The organism is Alphaproteobacteria bacterium, from assembly GCA_019746225.1.
Taxonomy (GTDB): Bacteria; Pseudomonadota; Alphaproteobacteria; order Paracaedibacterales; family VGCI01; genus VGCI01.
On record JAIESE010000022.1, the window covers coordinates 1 to 15,979 of the forward strand.

The following is a 15,979-nucleotide window of genomic DNA, read 5'->3' on the forward strand; positions in this document are numbered from 1 at the left end:
AAAAAAAGGACAAGAAGTCCCAAGTCTTCACCATCTCCGGAGGCTTTTGCGAAGTCACACCCGATGGGTGCATTGTCTTAGCCGACTCAATCATTTAACATGGATAATCCAACGATATTTATCGTCGTATTAAGGTATTTGGTTCCCTTAGAAACAATACTTTCTCAACGGGAACAGCACCTCAAATTTCTGGATAAGTATTACGAAATGGGGATATTTCACGCATCAGGCCCCCAAGTCCCCCGTACAGGGGGCATCATCATTGCCAAAGCTGCAAGCCGAGATGCTTTAAATAAGATTCTTCATGAAGACCCTTTTTATCAATACAAATCTGCTGAGTACCAAGTTTTTGAATTTGGTATCAATAAGAGATCCAAAGCCTTTTCTGCCTTTCTTGAAACCTAGGAAGGACAATTCACGCGACACGATTGGTGGTTGATATGAATGATCCGATAAAGTATATATATCTGGCAACAGTGTTTAGGAATTTAGTCAACAATAAGGAGAAACAAATGTCAAAAAAGCTCATTACCCTATTCACGACTCTATTAATAGCATTGCCCAAGATATATGCTACCGAAACACTTGTTCAGAAAAGTGATCAACTCATCCAACCCAGAATGTTGGGGCTTGTGGAATATGCCCACGATCGGAAGGACTCAGATAATAATGACCCCATAATATCGAGATTTGAAGACGAGGATAATGCCTTTTTGTCCAGGGATGGTTGGGTATACATACAAAAGAAGGATGGAGCAAAACATCTCCTAAGAGGCTTACGATATGGCATGAGTGGCGTTGATGAAGAGGGGAAACCCAAAATGATTCAGTCCACTACATTTTCTTATATGCGCTTTGGCTGCGTGTGTGATTCACGAACATCTCTGTTAACAAAAAAATTAACTGTATGGTGTAGTGGTTCTCGTATACTTGCCAAAGATGAAACGGGAGCAGAACTTCCAGAATACTTCTTTGTCTCAAAGAAAGACCTCGAATACAGTATCTCAGAGGCAAAATTCTGGAGTAAAATTCGTTCAGCCCCTTCGCAGTGAGCTTATTGTACACAAAAGGAAACACATCATTATATTCCTACTCTCAACCCAATTCATTTGGGTTGAGACTTTTGAGTTGGCCCTTCAGGTCGACAAGGATCTTCTTTTCTGCCGCACTTAAGGCATCCTCACTCATTTGATTCAACAACGATTGCAGCTTTTCTACCCATGCTTTTATTTGGACGCTAGAAGCCGCAACACACGGTATGTCAAAGGTTTTGGAGCCAAGATTAAAGAAAAACTTCCTCGCTAGATATTCCTTATCAATCTTATTCCGATTTTCTAGTAAGAATATTTTTAAGGCATTTGTTAGGGTCTCTTTTGCTAAATCCAAAACATTAATGCCACTCATAACGATGAGATAATCTATGCCATCCGCCTCCCTTGGGGGGCGTATTTCTAAATAATGCGATCGAACTTCTTGCACCACCTGTGTCAACTGATTCTGAAGACGATCGTGACTTCCTTCAATGACAAGATTTAACCACCGGGAGAGGGTTTTCTTCCCGTTATTATGGGCATCTGTATAAAGTCTTAATCCATCAACCCATAGAATTATTGACCCATAGGATTCAATGCCAAGTTTTGCGCATGGGCGATCCTCATCCCCTTTCTCAAAAAAAGGAAGAAGCTTTCTGTCCTTAAAATAGCTCAACTGTGACCCTTTATCTAAATTCAAAAAGTTGTTTAAAACACAAAGGTAATACCACTCTGCCTGGAACTCGAAGTTAATCCTCTTTAACGCTGACTTAATAACACTTGTGACAGCATCGCAATATTGTCCTGAGAAAGATCTTCGATACCCAAGCAATGCACAAATATTTTGAAAAACAGGGTCATTCACCATCTTTCCGCCTTCCAACAGAAGGGCATCAGTGTCATAAGTCTCTTGCTCCGGAGAAAATTGGGTTCGAAGATATTTTACAGAGCCAGGGATAACAGCATCCCCATTGGTCTCCTCGACGTAGTCTTGCATCTCTTCATCAAAAGCATAGTAGAGATGCCCATCTTCGGGGCGACAACCCGTACCAATCGAAATAACATTAAATCTCTTTTTTTCTATTTTTAAGCACCTAGAAACTTTCCCAACAATGCTCCGACTGAATTTTTCAGCGATACTAATGGCATCGCCTGGATTACTCTTCAGCATGTAGTCACCCAGAAATTTTATGGCCACTTTACCGGCTGCAGTCGATGTCTGTCCTTTTGCGACACTACTAAACACATCCCCAAAAGTGACTGCTGATGAGGGCATTTCTATAAGTGATGCAAAAACCATGTCAAGCACACTGCGACAATGAAGTGAGGAAATCTCAGAAGATTGCTTATCCTGGGTATCAAATAACACTGGCTTTTTTTGAACGGGGGAATATCCCAAAACGATTGTCCTTACAGCGAAACTTGCTTCTTCAAATTTACCTTCCCCTGCTACCATTTCAAAAAAGTTATCTGCATAAAGTGTTTTGTCGAACTCCGTAAAAAATTGCAATACCTCAAGGGCAGTAAAGATCTTTCCCTCTTTCTTATAAGACAAACACCAGGCCGCAAAACCCCCTGAACCTACACCTGATATCACATCAAACAATTCATAAACCCGCTTCTTTGTCAGAAGTTCGAGAACGGCAATTTGATATAAGGCTACGATCACTCTTTTGCCTTGACCATCAATATGCAGAACACAAGGAACACGCGGATTGCTGTCACCGGATTGAGCTGCTTCTGCCCTTTGAGATACTTTAAGTTGCTCTCTCCCGAGAGACGCCGATAAAGGAGCTTGAGGAGCATCGCCCTGGCCCCTTGCATCTTCCTCCATCCCCCAACACACGGGCAAATTGATAATGAAAATTAAAAACAGGCAATGGAGGAAAGAGCGAAGGTAGTGTTTGCGAATCATAACCATATCATAAATATCCTATGCTGTAGGGCTTATCTAAAAAACCAAGGAACACACGAATTCAACGCTTCTCTATTCCTCTAACAATCTTCCTAAGATGGTGTCAAGATTTGCGACAACATACCTAACTCTTACAACAATGACACTTTACGTGAAAGGGATGGTCTAGATATTTTTGCTAAAGATCCGTATGTTGGTACTGTTAGACTTATTGACATAACAAATTATATCATTGAGGGGACACCCATGACCTTATTATCCGCTAATCCCTTACTTCCCTACATAACATTGGCTATCCTTGTTGCCGGGTTATTTGTCCTACGGTCTCGAAAAATCATCGCTGTCCTTTTGGCAGCTCAAATTCTGTTCGCTTATGTATCCAACCTTATCGACCCCGTGGGCCTTGCCGCAATCACTTCTTTTTGGGGCATATGTACGCTTCATTGGCGCAACCCCTCTTCAAAGAAATGGTTGAATTCCCTTTGGTTTTTTCTCCTCCTTGGTATTGGTATCGCCTTTGCAAGCCATATGATTCCTGGATTTCATAATTTGCGTGTGTTAAGCGCCGTCTTAATATCCCCTATCGCCACGCCTTTCACGATGTATCTCAATTTCGACAAAGTCATGGCGGCTGTGGTTCTTGTCGCCTCAAGTGGTCTTCTTTTAAGACAAATTGGTCCTTTCCGAATCAAGGCATTAACAGAAGCAATCCTCATTTCGGTTTTGTGTGTTTCCTTACTAATCCCTTTGGGGATCTTAACTGGATACGTTCATTTTGAGCCAAAATTTCCAGACACCTTTTGGCTATGGGCTTTTAATAATCTATTCTTTGTCTGTTTCGCCGAGGAAATTATCTTTCGCGGTTTCATCCAAAATTACCTGATGCAGTATGCTTTGCGGTGGAGGTTCTCTCCTTTTATACCGATTGTCATATCATCTCTTCTTTTCGCGCTTTTGCTCCCCGGTCATTTGATGGGAGGGCCGGTCTTAATTGCATTTGCAACGCTTTCAGGGGTGTTTTATGGCTATGCGTATCATAGAACCCACCGATTAGAATCTGCAATATTGGTTCATTTCCTGGTGAATCTATGTCATTTCCTGCTCTTTACTTACCCAATGGTGGCCAAATAGCATGATCACCCAAGCCATGATTTTAGCAGCAGGAATCGGCAAGCGTTTGCGCCCGCTCACGGACACCACCCCGAAACCCTTGATTCCCATTGGGGATACGACAATGCTGGATCTTGCCCTGGATCAGGTGGTGGCCGTTGGAGTGACACGCTGCGTGGTCAATACGCACCACTTGGCAGATCAGATTGTCGCGCATATCAAGGACAGGAACGCGCCCGAAATCACGATCTCCCATGAACCGGAGCTTCTTGACACTGGAGGCGGATTGGCAAAGGCATTGCCCTATTTTAAGGGCGAGCCTTTCTTTGTTTTAAATGCGGATATTTGGTGGCAGAATGCTGACCATTCCGCCTTACACCAACTGGATGAAGTGTGGAATTCCGATACAATGGACGCGTTGCTTCTGCTCGTACCGCGGGAGAAAGCCATCGGATACACCGGACCGGGAGACTATTTTTTAAACCCCGATGGACGTGCATCCTATCGTGGTGAGGAGCCAAGAGCGCCTTATGTCTTTTCAGGGATTCGAATCATTCATCCCCGCCTTTTAGCGCATGAAAAGGTACACCCGTTTTCCATAGTCCCTTTCTTTCATAAAGCAGAAAAAGAGGGTCGCCTTTATGGTTTGGTCTTTGAAGGCAATTGGGGTGATATGGGGACGTTGGAGAGTCTGAAAGAGATTACTGAGGTTGCGGGATGAAAGGCCTTTACGCAATTCCGCTGGGGAATTCATTCGTAGAAGCGCTTGTTCAAGGCTTAATTACCAAGACAGAAGAAGATCCCCTCAGTCTCGCACGACATCTCGTGATTCTACCAACCCGTCGTGGATGTCTCGCCTTACAGGAGGCCTTTTTAAAAGCAACTCCATCCGGATGCTGCATATTGCCGCGCATATTGGCCTTAGCCGATATTGAAGATGGTGGTGAACTCCCAGGGTATACACCCCTTGAGAATCTTCTCCCCGCGATGCCAACCTGGCAGCGATTGGGGTTGTTGAGCCAGTTGGTGCTGGCTTTTGAAAAACAAAAAGAGGGAGGCGTATTAAATCCCGCAGGTGCTGTGCGCCTTGCCCAAGAGCTAATGCGCCTTGTGGATGAAGTTGAAACATCCGGCCTTCATTTAAATGATTTGAAAACTCTTGTCGGCGCAGATTATGCTGCTCACTGGCAGTTAACCCTCGACTTCTTAAAGATTCTGACGGACCTTTGGCCTCCCATTATGGAGCAAGCTGGTTTCATGGAGCCGGCAGCTCGCAAAAGACTCATTCTTGATCAAATTGCCACCCATTGGCAACCAACTTATCCTGTTATTTTGGCAGGTACCACGGGAACGCGTCCCTCGACAGCGCGACTTGCCAAGAGCATATTGAATTTTGAGCAAGGGTGTGTTGTATTACCGGGCGTGGATCGATCTCTTTCACCAGTAGAAAGACAATCCCTCCCCCCAACCCATCCTCAGTATACGCTGAATCAACTCATTCAGCAGTTAGGAACGCCTGAGATTTGGCCAGTTTGTTTAGAGGAAGCTTCAAATCGATCGGTCCTTATTTCAAAAGCAATGATCACATCTCCTCAAGAGGATTGGTCCATTTCCCCAGAAATGGGGGATGAATTTTTATCAAATGTCCAAGCCATGGAAGCCCCTTCAATTTTAGAAGAAGCCCGTCAAATTGCTCTCATCATGCGCTATGAACTGGAGGATCCCGAACAAGTGATTGCGCTTGTGACACCCGATGTTGAGTTGGGACGACGCGTTCGATCTGAATTGGGACGATGGGGATGTCATGCCAACTTATCCAGTGGTTTGCCTCTCTCACAATCTCTTGTCGGTAGATTTCTCCTTTTAAGCAGCCTATTGACCCAAGAGATGAGCTCGGCTGAACTCCTCGCCCTTCTGAAACATCCTCTTTTTGCAAAAGGGGGCGATCGCCTGCTGCATCTTCGAGCAACAAGACGCTTTGAGATTGACGTCTTGCGTAAACTTGCCCCCCTCAACATACAAACGTTGCCCTTTCCAGGACACGAGATGTGCAGCCCCTTGCTCGCCTTGAATGATGGAAAACTTCACTCATTTTCTGAATATTTGACAGCACATGCAACAGTAGCCCAAGCACTCGTAGGGTCCGTTGAGGGGGGTGAGTCCATATTATGGGGAGAAGAGGATGGCCAAAATGCATCCTCATTATGGGAGGCACTCAAAGAACATGCGGATAACTTTGTACCCCTCACAGCCCGGGATTATCCCCCTTTGTTGCGCCATTTGATGGCTCAAGAAGTTGTACGTGATGTTGAGGGTATTGGATCCCGTCTCTTGATTCTAGGCGCCCTGGAAGCGCGTTTGCTTCAAGCGGATGTCGTTATTTTAGGAGGCTTGAACGAAGGGACATGGCCTGGGGTCACAGAGGATGACCCTTGGCTCAGTAGGTTCATGCGGGAAAGTTTTGGGCTCCCGCCATTGGAGCGTAAAATAGGCCTGTCCGCCCATGATTTTTCAACAGCCATGACAACACCAAAAGTCTATATGACACGTTCTTTAAAACGAGATGGCGCGCCCACACTACCCAGTCGTTGGTGGCAACGCTTGTCGGCTTTATTAGCAACGGGGGGCCATGAACTCACTAGTGATCCATCGCACCCTTGGGGGACTTGGTCTGACCAGTTGGATCAACCCCAAAATCGCATTACCTTCACACCACCTGCACCCTGCCCTCCCTTAACTGCACGCCCGAGAAAATTATCGGTCACCGCTGTGGAAACGCTCCTGAGAGACCCTTACAGCATTTATGCAAAAACCATTTTGAATTTGCGGCCTATAGACCCGTTAGATGTGGATTTATCCATGGTGGAACGAGGACAAGCCATCCATCAAGTGTTGGATCAGTTTGTCCAATCCGGTGTTGATCCCGCATCACCAGAAGCAATGACCACCCTTGAATCCTTAGGACGAGAAGCATTTGGAGACTTATTGGCGGATCCTCGCGCAAAAGCTTTCTGGTGGCCCCGTTTCATGAGAATGGGTGCCTGGTTTTTAGACCAATTGATGAAAGAACAACCGTATATTCAAGAAATTAAAACGGAAATTGACGGGAAAATCGATATCCCCACAGCCAATGGGCCAATTGTGCTGACCGCAAAAGCGGATCGGATTGACATCATGTCCTCAGGCATGGCCCAAATCATTGACTATAAAACGGGAATGGTGCCAAGCAAAAAATCTGTGACACAAGGAACAGCGCCTCAACTTACCCTGGAAGGCGTCATTCTGTCGGTAGGAGGATTTGCTCAAATTGCGCCATTGCCTGTGGAAAAATTAAGCTATTGGGGGATGACGGGGGGCACACCCCCAGGAGAGATCACAAGCTTTGAGAATCCGGAAGAATTATTAACAAATGCAGAGCGGGGAGTGCGCCGGCTGTTCGAAGCTTTCTTTGGTCGCCAAACACCCTTCCATGCATGCCCTGATCCTTACAATGCGCCTGTCTATCACGATTATGCTCACCTAGAGCGCTTGAAAGAGTGGGGATAGATAAAAGAGGCTGGTTCGATAAATCGGCCAGCCTCCCGTGTTTAGAATGCAGCGTCTTTATTATATTTCTTCTGAAGGAGGTTTTTTATCCTCAAGTTGCTTATCCTCAGGTTTCTTATCCTCAATTGCTAATGGTTTAGCTCTTTCAGAAGGCCCTGCACACCATCCCCAAAGTGCTTCGATCCCTTTAGCTAAAAGATATACACCTGCCCCAGCGGCAGCTACTTTGACAGCAGCCCTTGCAACATTTACGTCTCTGCCATCTTTTTTATCTTGATGAATCGAATGGGCAGTAACTGCTGCAGCCGCAAGTAAGACTGAGGACCCAATTGCCCTTTCTGAAGGAGTAGCTTCTTGCAATAACCGAACAGCACCATGACCTATTTCTTTACAAATTGTCATGCCTGTATCACCCGCGCCTACAATATCAGAAATGAGCTGTCCAATGGTCATCGGGTTGTTTTGTGAGTATGCTAACATCGTATCAAGCTTATTCCCAATTTGGCCCGGAAGTCTGTGGTCAAATAAAGCCCCTGGTCCACCATAATGAATAGCCGCGGCAAATTCGACGAGACTCCCCGCATTGGAAGAATGTAGATACTGCTCAACTTTTAACAAAAATTGTCTTTGAAGAACTTGTCCAATAGGCTCACAGGCTAAATAGCCAACCTGGCTAAACCCTAAACGAGACTCCAAAAGGCCACGAGCTCCATTCAACATCTTCACGACATTCCCTGAAAATGTGTTCTCCAATGTTATCATTTTTTCACGTACAATATCACAACCTTTCCAAAAATCTGCTCTGAATAAGAGTCTTACGGGATCATGTGACACGCCTGGAGAAAGGAAACTCCCCATTCCATAATGTGCCCGGACCAACTCTAAGCAATCGCTTCGCACTGTCGCCGGCGCAGAGAGCCCAAAGTGACCAAAACGGTTACTTAAGGTGTTATCAAAGTCAGATCCATAAAGTTGAGAACCAAGTGACTTGGTTGCCAACATATAGGCCACTTCGCTAACGGCTCCTCCATGACTATGACCAGAAAAGAGTACCCGCTTAATGTTTGCGAGCCCTCTTTCTTCAACCGTTTTACAAATGATAGATTGCACAGAATCATGAGCATATTCACCAACCTTACCAAATCCACGATGAACCGTTACGGATTCACCCTTCGGACCTAGGGGTAACTCATAATATTCTGCATCTAAGTTTGCATCCCAGTCATAGGAGTGAGGCAAATAATCATCACCACGAGAGCCATGAAAAATGGGCATCAACGTCCCTGTGGGGGCGTGAAACAAAACGATGCCTGAATGGTTATCAACAAAACGGGTAAGAACAGAGCCAATTTTTCCTTGGATAATGGATGGTTGGCAACGGGTGACAGGATCATCGCTAGAGTTATCACTCTGCAACGCAGGCACCCAACCATTCCTAGCCAATAGGTTTAGTATGAGGTTAGATTTATGATAATGTTCTTCACTTTGAAATTCCAACGCGTTGAGGCTGTCTCTTCTCTCGGTCGTTCCCTGAACATAATTCTCAATGTTTTTGATAAAATAACGACAAGCAAAGAGCTTTCCTATGGAATAAGAAAGTTCATTGGCTAAGCTAATATCGCTGGTTAATTGTTTTAATGTGCTATGAGACTTTAGAGATTTCTCACTTTCAGTAACAAGTGCCTGATCACTCCATGCTGTATATTGATGCTTTTCGGATGAAGCAGAACGCACAATTGCTGATGAGTCTGCGAATCGTTCTCTTGTTTCGTGTAGGGAAAATTTCTCTGCTCCCAAAGTTGGAAGCATAAGAGCGGTTGACAGCAAGATACTAGAAGTTAATTTTTTAAAATGCATCACTTTATCCTTTTCATAATAATAGATATTAAATTAATTAAATTTTATTGTTTTATAGTCTACATATGTGTATCAATTTCTCCACTTACAAGTATTTATATGGAGTTTTTTGAAATAATGGAGAGTTAAATTGAATTTTCTATCATAGAAAAACACGATTTTCAAGTTTTAAATATATTAAATTTTAGTATTCAAATATCTAAAAGAATAGAAAATAGAAAAATGACAAGGCTTTCCCTAAGCTGAAATATTCTTTCGCAAGGGTAAAAATGAATAACAATGATTAAGAAAATTGTTAAATTAAGCGATTATGTCTCAAAACGAGGAAGTGAGCTTACTTATACTCAACCTTCAAGACTGTATAAGCACGACTGCCGCCAGGGGCAGTTACTTCGACCATGTCCCCAATTGTTTTGCCAATTAAAGCGCGTGCTAAGGGGGAAGTGATTGACAATTTTTGTTGACGGATATCTGCCTCATCACCACCGACAATCTGATAGAGATGCTCTTCTTCTGTGTCTTCATCGATCAAAGTGATGGTCGCCCCAAACTTGATATTCGTTCCCGAAAGTTTAGAAACATCAATCACATCAGCAAGGCTGATTTTGCTCTCAAGCTCCACAATGCGCCCTTCGATGAACCCTTGACGATCCTTAGCCGCATGGTATTCCGCATTCTCGGACAAATCACCATGTTCACGCGCATCAGCGATAGCACGAATCACGGCAGGCCGTTCTATTTGCTTGAGGTGACGGAGCTCTTCTTGCAGTTGAAGATAACTCTTTTCAGTCATCGGGATCTTTTTTTCCATATAATGAATCCACTAAAAAACGATAAGGACATAAATCATAAGCCCAAAAAATATCTTACTCTTATGGTGTTGACAACCCTAAATGTTCAAACTTTGTTAATCTTTCATACTTTATTCTAGAGAAGAAAGGTTGACCAACTGTTAATACCATGACGATAACGGCAATATCTAGCTCTTTTTCGCCTTCTGTGATCGATGACGTATTAAATTACGCCGCGCGGTTCCGAAAATCCTATGGATTCCTTGTGGTCGTATTGGACCATATAGATGATGAACAATCCCATATTGCAACTCTAACGTCTCAATTATACCCTATTTTGAAGAAGAATGTGCGAGCAACGGACACCTTGATTCGGTTTACCCAAGATTCTTGGCTAATCTGCATTGATGATTGCGATGATCACCAACTGCAATGGACACACTATGTGCTTACAAGTACTCTTAATCGTCGTCTTATCCAAGTGGATAGTCCTTTTGAGGGGGCTCTAACCACCGTCCGGGGCGCCATTCTAGAAGCAGACACCTTAAATCAAGCCATAAGGACCTTTGAGCAAGAAATTCAACTTGCCAAAAACAGCCTACACCGTCTTAAAATGATGCGCTCGACTGTCATTGTCTCTGAAGATCCCCAATCGAATCTGACTACCTTGGTTCACAAAGCCATTTTGGATAATCGGTTGTTCTTAAGTTTTCAGCCCATCGTGGACGCACACACGCGACAGCTTCACCATTTTGAATGCTTAGCCCGTATATTAGATGATGACGGCCAGATTTTGCTTGGCGGACAATTCATCGCAGGCTGTGAGAAGTCTGGCCTCATTCAGCTCGTCGATCAAAAGATTCAGCAATTAGCGATTGAAGAATTGATGAGCAATCGACACTTGAAATTAGCCTTTAACGTCTCTCCGATTACTGCATGTGACCCCTTATGGTTAAACACCTTAAAAACTCATATGTCAGCCTACCCTGACTTAAAGGGACGTCTCATCATTGAATTAACGGAAACGGCAGTCTTTCAGGATGTGGATGAATCCGCGAGGTTTATCACCCAGCTGCGAGACCTCGGTTGCCTGGTATCAATTGACGATTTTGGGGCAGGTTATATGTCAATGAATCATTTAAAATCAGATCTGATTCAAACCGTAAAGATCGATGCTCAGTTCGTCAAAGCCCTCAAGGAAGACCCCAATAATATCAATTTTATCCGGGCCATTATTGCGCTCACCCAACCCCATGGTATCCAATGCATTGCAGAAGGCATAGAAGATGAAGAAACTGCCCATATCTTAGCAGAAGAAAATGTGGACTTCCTCCAAGGGTATCACATCGGCCGACCCTCCCACATCAGGGGATGGATGTAAAATATTTTGAGAGCCTTCTTTTTTCCCCCAAAATTACAGGTTGTTTTGTCTGTTTATGGACAAAATAACCCCTTATTTTGGAATTGAAAGTATTTTTTTAAGGGTAATTAGGGTTCATTGCTATGTATTACCTGAATTATAAAGACTCACACATCTTCGCAATCGGCGCATAGGATCGGCGATGATGGGGAGTCACGCCATAAAGACGCAACGCCGCTTGATGGATTGGGGTTCCATAGCCTGCGTTTTTAGCCCACCCATACTGAGGGTATTCTTTATCCAACTCCCCCATGATCCGATCACGCGTAACTTTCGCAAGGATTGAGGCAGCTGCAATGGAATAGCTGGTCTGATCCCCTTTAATCACAGGGGTAGTGGGACAGGATAAGTGCGGCATTCGTATGCCGTCAACCAAGGCAATAGCGGGAGAGATTCCTAATTGCTTTACCGCGCGCTGCATGGCCAGACGCGTGGCTTGGCCAATGTTGATAGAATCGATCTCCTCAACAGAAGCTTGGCCCACGCCGAAGCGAACCGTTGTTAAAGCCGTGAGATGGAGATACGCTTTTTCCCGTCTTTCGGCATTGAGCTGTTTGGAATCCCGAATAAGGGACAAGATATCATCGTCAACAGCATCGGGATCTAGGAAGATGAAGGCGCTGGCAACAACAGGTCCGGCCCAAGGGCCACAACCGGCTTCATCGATGCCAACAACGGGCGAAGGAGAAAGCCGTTCAAGGCTAAAGCTAGGGTTTCGGGTGGGTTGTTTTTTTCTTAAGGGGTTTTTTTGTGTCACTTTCGACCTCTATGGCTGGCTCTATGGCGGGTTTGTGTAACACACGCCGCAGAATGCCCACCTCCCGGCTGAACAGCTGATGAAGAATCGCGGGCAAGCTTATGGTCGTGCTATCTGCAAAGTTATGCAAACGACGCGCCACTGTCAACCACAAGGGACTCAATGCCAAAGATAAAACCGTCAAAGCAATAATCAACTTCTCCCCAAAGTCAGTAATGATATGGGTCTCATGGCCCACGGTGGAGAGCAAAAAGGCAAATTCTCCAAGTTGCGCTAAGACAACCCCGATCAGAAAAGCTTGTGACCAAGGAAGACGTAACAGATGTAGGATCGTGATGTTGATCGCGGTTTTGCCAATGGTCAAAATGAGCAAAAACAAAAATACTGTTCCCAAATGTTCCCAAATGAAACTAGTATCGAGAAGCAAACCAATAGACAAGAAAAAAGCCATCATCAAAATGCTTTGAATCGGTTTCGTTGTCTCAAGCATGATAAGACGCTCATGGGTGTTGCCCAATACCAAGCCCGCCAAGAAGGCGCCATAAGCTGCGGACAGACCAATCAGCCCAGAGACCGCTGCCGCCGCAAAGCAAAACGTCAAACTCGCGAGGGGTGTTAAATCCTTATCGCCCGAAATTATTTTCGTTAAAGGAATGCGAACCCGTTGTTTGCGGCTTAAATAAACAATCAATCCCGCAATCAACCCAATCGATAAAACAATTTTAAAAATGAGACTTGGGTCATGCCACGGCTTGTCCAAATTGCGCAAAATAAGGATCATAGGCACGATGGCTAAGTCTTGAGCAATTAAAACGCCAATGGCCATCTGGCCCGTTTCCGTGCGCATTTCCCCAATGCTTTCCAACATCTTGACGACGACAGCTGTTGATGACAGGGACAAAACGAAACCAAGAAGCAATGACAATCCAAAAGACCATCCAAATATTTTAGAAAGAACCATTGTAATTAAAATGCTGGCCGATACTTGTAAAACCGTACAGAGCGTGCTGACCACCCAAACTTTTTTGAAGGTCCGCAAACTAAGGTCCATCCCCACCACAAACAGAAGAAGCAAAACACCAAGCTCGGCCAAAAGCCCGACTTGTTCGCGAGACTGAATGAGGCCCATCCCAGAAGGACCTAGCAAAATTCCTGCTAAAATATACCCCAAAATCGGGGGTTGTTTAAGACGCGCAAGGCCAAGACCGCCCGCAAGAGCCGCCACAATTACAAGCGTGATTTCTGTTAATTGAATATCGTATTCCATGATAAAAAGCGTAACACATGAGAGGTGTTTTTGACAAACTTATATACTAGAGAATAAATACCTTAAAATTTAAACCAATCCATTTCGCAACCCATCGCACGAATCTGACCGGTATAGAGAGAAAAGCATCTAGGGAGTGCCCATCAACATGCAAACACCGAACGTGACGTAAGATTTATCTTATGGTGTCAATTTCCCTGCACCGCCAGCGTCCCCGAACGGCCATCGACTTCGCCTTGGAGGAGTTCACAAACAGGTATGGCATCTTTGCTTTTCAAGAGATCACGAGCCACATCTGCCAATAAGACAAACGCGACGCCTTTTTTCTTGCATGCATTTAAAAGGTTTTCAAACCAATCTTTATAAAGCATGCCTTCCAATTCCGTGTGGATCGTTAGAACATTGAGTGTATTCGGTTGGAGCAGCTTTACATAATGGTCGACCAACTTCTCTAAAGGATATTCGGGACGACCTAACAACTCATCTAACGTTGGTAGAGTTGTTGGAATTTGAAGTGTTTGAAAGGTACGGTCATCCGCTTTAGGGAAGAAAGGGGTCTTCCCTCGGCAATCACTTCCATACAAGAATCCAGCTTCATCATAAGCTTGAAGGCTCTGGGCATTGGCTTGCCATCCCGCTGCCCCTGCCGTTTGAGCATCTTCTTCAAAAATATCCCGGTACACTTTACGCGCGCGTCCCAGCTCATCCCTGACTGTCCGCATGTTCATGGTGGCAAGGCCATCCTGCCACCGAATATGGTCATAACAGTGGATGCCCACTTCATGTCCCTTAAGCTTTACCTGACGCATGATCGCCCCATGAAGTCGACCAATATGGGGGCCAGGCAACACGATGCCATTCAATAGCGTGCGCCATCCGTAGACCTTGAGCACAGAAGTACGACTTACCTTTTTCAAAAATCCGGGACGGAAAATGCGTCGAATGGCGCGACCCGTATTATCAGGTCCTAATGAAAACAGAAAGGTTGCCGGAATTTTGTAAACCTCCAAAAGGTCCAGCAACCCTGGGACGCCAAGACGTGTTCCACGCTCTGTATCCACATCAATCTTAATAGCAAGTTGCGTCAAAACTTTTATGCTGCCTCCAGGTCACTGAGTGAGGCCGTTGGTTTTTTCAAGTGATAGTCCAGTGTCTTTTTCAACGCCTCACGCAAACCAACCTCAGGAGACCATCCCAAGTGGGTTTTTGCATTCTCAATGGACGGAACACGATGAAGGGTATCTTGGTAATGAACCCCATAGTGGGCGTTTGAATCCACAGGTGTAATCTTTACCTTTTCTGCAATTTCTTCATAGCCTGGGTATCCTTTAATGAGCTCAATTAAAAGGGTTACCAGCTCTTCAATGGAAACATCATTTTTAGGGTTGCCAAGGTTAAAGATCCGCCCTGATGCACAGCCATCTTTATTCTCAATGATCTTGACCAAAGCCTTGATACCGTCATCGATACACGTAAAGGTTCGACGTTGTTGGCCGCCATCTACCAGCTTAACCTCACCTTTATGCAAGATATCCCAAATAAATTGCGTCACGGCGCGAGAGGACCCCTCTTTGGAGGAATAGATACTATCGAGCTTCGGCCCAACCCAATTGAAGGGGCGGAACAACGTATAGTTTAAGCCATCTCGGATGCCATAGGCATAAATAACGCGATCAAGCAATTGTTTGGAGCAGGAATAGATCCACCGTTGTTTGTGGATGGGGCCTAAAACGAGGTTGGATGCTTCTTCATCAAAAACAGCATCTTGTGACATTCCATAAACTTCTGAGGTAGAAGGAAATACCACCCGCTTCTTATACTGAGCGCATTTACGAACGATTTCCAGATTGGCTTCAAAGTCTAACTCAAATACACGTAAAGGATCAGATACATAAATAGCAGGTGTTGCAATCGCCACCAGGGGCAGAACAACATCACACTTCTTAATATGATATTCAATCCACTCTTTATTGATGGTGATATCCCCTTCGAAGAAGTGAAACCGAGGGTGGTCTAAAGAGTCTCCCAGTTTATCTGATCCCATGTCCATGCCATAAACTTGCCAGTCCTTTTCCTTTAAGATAACTTCTGTCAAAGCACTGCCAATGAATCCATTTACACCCAATATCAAGACTTTTAACGACATGAGACTAAAACCTTTTTGTTAAATATTATACCTATGGTTCTACCGAATTTTTATACATATTGCTAGGATTATGATTACCTTACATCACTTCCTTATTGAAATTAAAGGAGAATTGGGCTTTACTTCATAACATTATAGT

At 44.5% G+C, this 15,979-nt stretch carries 14 protein-coding genes; 7 read left to right on the plus strand and 7 right to left on the minus strand.

Going from position 1 to position 15,979, the window contains the following annotated elements; genetic code table 11:
* The 3 genes from K2Y18_04050 to K2Y18_04060 all read left to right on the plus strand — a co-directional run.
* Nucleotides 1–98: F0F1 ATP synthase subunit epsilon (locus K2Y18_04050; protein MBX9804910.1), on the plus strand; the 98-nt coding region annotated here is incomplete at its 5' end.
* A 1-nt stretch (nt 99) separates the two neighbouring features.
* On the plus strand, nt 100–405 hold the full coding sequence (locus K2Y18_04055; protein ID MBX9804911.1) for a YciI family protein: 306 nt from the start codon (nt 100–102) through the stop codon (nt 403–405).
* A gap of 107 nt (nt 406–512) precedes the next feature.
* Nucleotides 513–1,052 (plus strand): hypothetical protein, encoded by a 540-nt coding sequence (locus tag K2Y18_04060; GenBank protein ID MBX9804912.1) that lies wholly within the window; start codon nt 513–515, stop codon nt 1,050–1,052.
* A gap of 43 nt (nt 1,053–1,095) precedes the next feature.
* Here the strand turns inward: K2Y18_04060 and K2Y18_04065 are convergent, their stop codons facing one another.
* Nucleotides 1,096–2,952: a hypothetical protein gene (locus K2Y18_04065; protein MBX9804913.1), complete on the minus strand. Its 1,857-nt coding sequence runs from the start codon at nt 2,950–2,952 to the stop codon at nt 1,096–1,098.
* 240 nt (nt 2,953–3,192) lie between these two features.
* Between K2Y18_04065 and K2Y18_04070 the strand changes: the two genes are divergently transcribed.
* Genes K2Y18_04070 through addB form a run of 3 tightly spaced genes read left to right on the plus strand, consistent with a single transcriptional unit; the run spans nt 3,193 to nt 7,602 of the window.
* Nucleotides 3,193–4,077: a CPBP family intramembrane metalloprotease gene (locus K2Y18_04070; GenBank protein ID MBX9804914.1), complete on the plus strand. Its 885-nt coding sequence runs from the start codon at nt 3,193–3,195 to the stop codon at nt 4,075–4,077.
* Nucleotide 4,078: 1 nt separating this feature from the next.
* A complete protein-coding gene (locus K2Y18_04075; protein ID MBX9804915.1) occupies nt 4,079–4,777 on the plus strand; it encodes a nucleotidyltransferase family protein in 699 nt (232 codons plus the stop codon).
* Complete coding sequence (gene addB, locus K2Y18_04080; protein ID MBX9804916.1) at nt 4,774–7,602, plus strand: double-strand break repair protein AddB; 2,829 nt, start codon at nt 4,774–4,776, stop codon at nt 7,600–7,602. The genes K2Y18_04075 and addB overlap by 4 nt, the downstream gene beginning before the upstream one ends.
* Nucleotides 7,603–7,662: 60 nt before the next feature.
* Here the strand turns inward: addB and K2Y18_04085 are convergent, their stop codons facing one another.
* Both K2Y18_04085 and greA read right to left on the minus strand, forming a co-directional pair.
* On the minus strand, nt 7,663–9,459 hold the full coding sequence (locus K2Y18_04085) for a hypothetical protein (protein ID MBX9804917.1): 1,797 nt from the start codon (nt 9,457–9,459) through the stop codon (nt 7,663–7,665).
* Nucleotides 9,460–9,793: 334 nt separating this feature from the next.
* Nucleotides 9,794–10,270: a transcription elongation factor GreA gene (gene greA, locus K2Y18_04090; protein MBX9804918.1), complete on the minus strand. Its 477-nt coding sequence runs from the start codon at nt 10,268–10,270 to the stop codon at nt 9,794–9,796.
* Between the two features lie 149 nt (nt 10,271–10,419).
* Here greA and K2Y18_04095 point away from each other — a divergent pair, with 149 nt between their 5' ends.
* Nucleotides 10,420–11,631 carry a GGDEF domain-containing phosphodiesterase gene (locus K2Y18_04095; GenBank protein MBX9804919.1) on the plus strand — a complete coding sequence of 404 codons (1,212 nt, stop codon included), beginning with the start codon at nt 10,420–10,422 and terminating at the stop codon, nt 11,629–11,631.
* Between the two features lie 136 nt (nt 11,632–11,767).
* Here the strand turns inward: K2Y18_04095 and K2Y18_04100 are convergent, their stop codons facing one another.
* The 4 genes from K2Y18_04100 to K2Y18_04115 all read right to left on the minus strand — a co-directional run bounded on the left by K2Y18_04100 (nt 11,768) and on the right by K2Y18_04115 (nt 15,840).
* A complete protein-coding gene (locus tag K2Y18_04100) occupies nt 11,768–12,427 on the minus strand; it encodes a ribonuclease HII (GenBank protein ID MBX9804920.1) in 660 nt (219 codons plus the stop codon).
* A complete protein-coding gene (locus K2Y18_04105) occupies nt 12,378–13,694 on the minus strand; it encodes a cation:proton antiporter (protein MBX9804921.1) in 1,317 nt (438 codons plus the stop codon). The genes K2Y18_04100 and K2Y18_04105 overlap by 50 nt, the downstream gene beginning before the upstream one ends.
* Nucleotides 13,695–13,882: 188 nt before the next feature.
* The gene (locus K2Y18_04110) at nt 13,883–14,782 is read right to left on the minus strand and encodes a 4-deoxy-4-formamido-L-arabinose-phosphoundecaprenol deformylase (protein MBX9804922.1); all 900 of its coding nucleotides are present in this window, start codon (nt 14,780–14,782) and stop codon (nt 13,883–13,885) included.
* A 5-nt stretch (nt 14,783–14,787) separates the two neighbouring features.
* Nucleotides 14,788–15,840 (minus strand): bifunctional UDP-4-keto-pentose/UDP-xylose synthase, encoded by a 1,053-nt coding sequence (locus tag K2Y18_04115; protein ID MBX9804923.1) that lies wholly within the window; start codon nt 15,838–15,840, stop codon nt 14,788–14,790.
* Nucleotides 15,841–15,979: the final 139 nt, after the last annotated feature.

Coding starts and splice junctions, on each gene's coding strand:
- K2Y18_04055 (MBX9804911.1), top strand. CDS start 100: ATGGATAATCCAACGATATTTATCGTCGTATTAAGGTATTTGGTTCCC.
- K2Y18_04060 (MBX9804912.1), top strand. CDS start 513: ATGTCAAAAAAGCTCATTACCCTATTCACGACTCTATTAATAGCATTG.
- K2Y18_04065 (MBX9804913.1), bottom strand. CDS start 2,952: ATGGTTATGATTCGCAAACACTACCTTCGCTCTTTCCTCCATTGCCTG.
- K2Y18_04070 (MBX9804914.1), top strand. CDS start 3,193: ATGACCTTATTATCCGCTAATCCCTTACTTCCCTACATAACATTGGCT.
- K2Y18_04075 (MBX9804915.1), top strand. CDS start 4,079: ATGATCACCCAAGCCATGATTTTAGCAGCAGGAATCGGCAAGCGTTTG.
- addB (MBX9804916.1), top strand. CDS start 4,774: ATGAAAGGCCTTTACGCAATTCCGCTGGGGAATTCATTCGTAGAAGCG.
- K2Y18_04085 (MBX9804917.1), bottom strand. CDS start 9,459: ATGCATTTTAAAAAATTAACTTCTAGTATCTTGCTGTCAACCGCTCTT.
- greA (MBX9804918.1), bottom strand. CDS start 10,270: ATGGAAAAAAAGATCCCGATGACTGAAAAGAGTTATCTTCAACTGCAA.
- K2Y18_04095 (MBX9804919.1), top strand. CDS start 10,420: ATGACGATAACGGCAATATCTAGCTCTTTTTCGCCTTCTGTGATCGAT.
- K2Y18_04105 (MBX9804921.1), bottom strand. CDS start 13,694: ATGGAATACGATATTCAATTAACAGAAATCACGCTTGTAATTGTGGCG.
- K2Y18_04115 (MBX9804923.1), bottom strand. CDS start 15,840: ATGTCGTTAAAAGTCTTGATATTGGGTGTAAATGGATTCATTGGCAGT.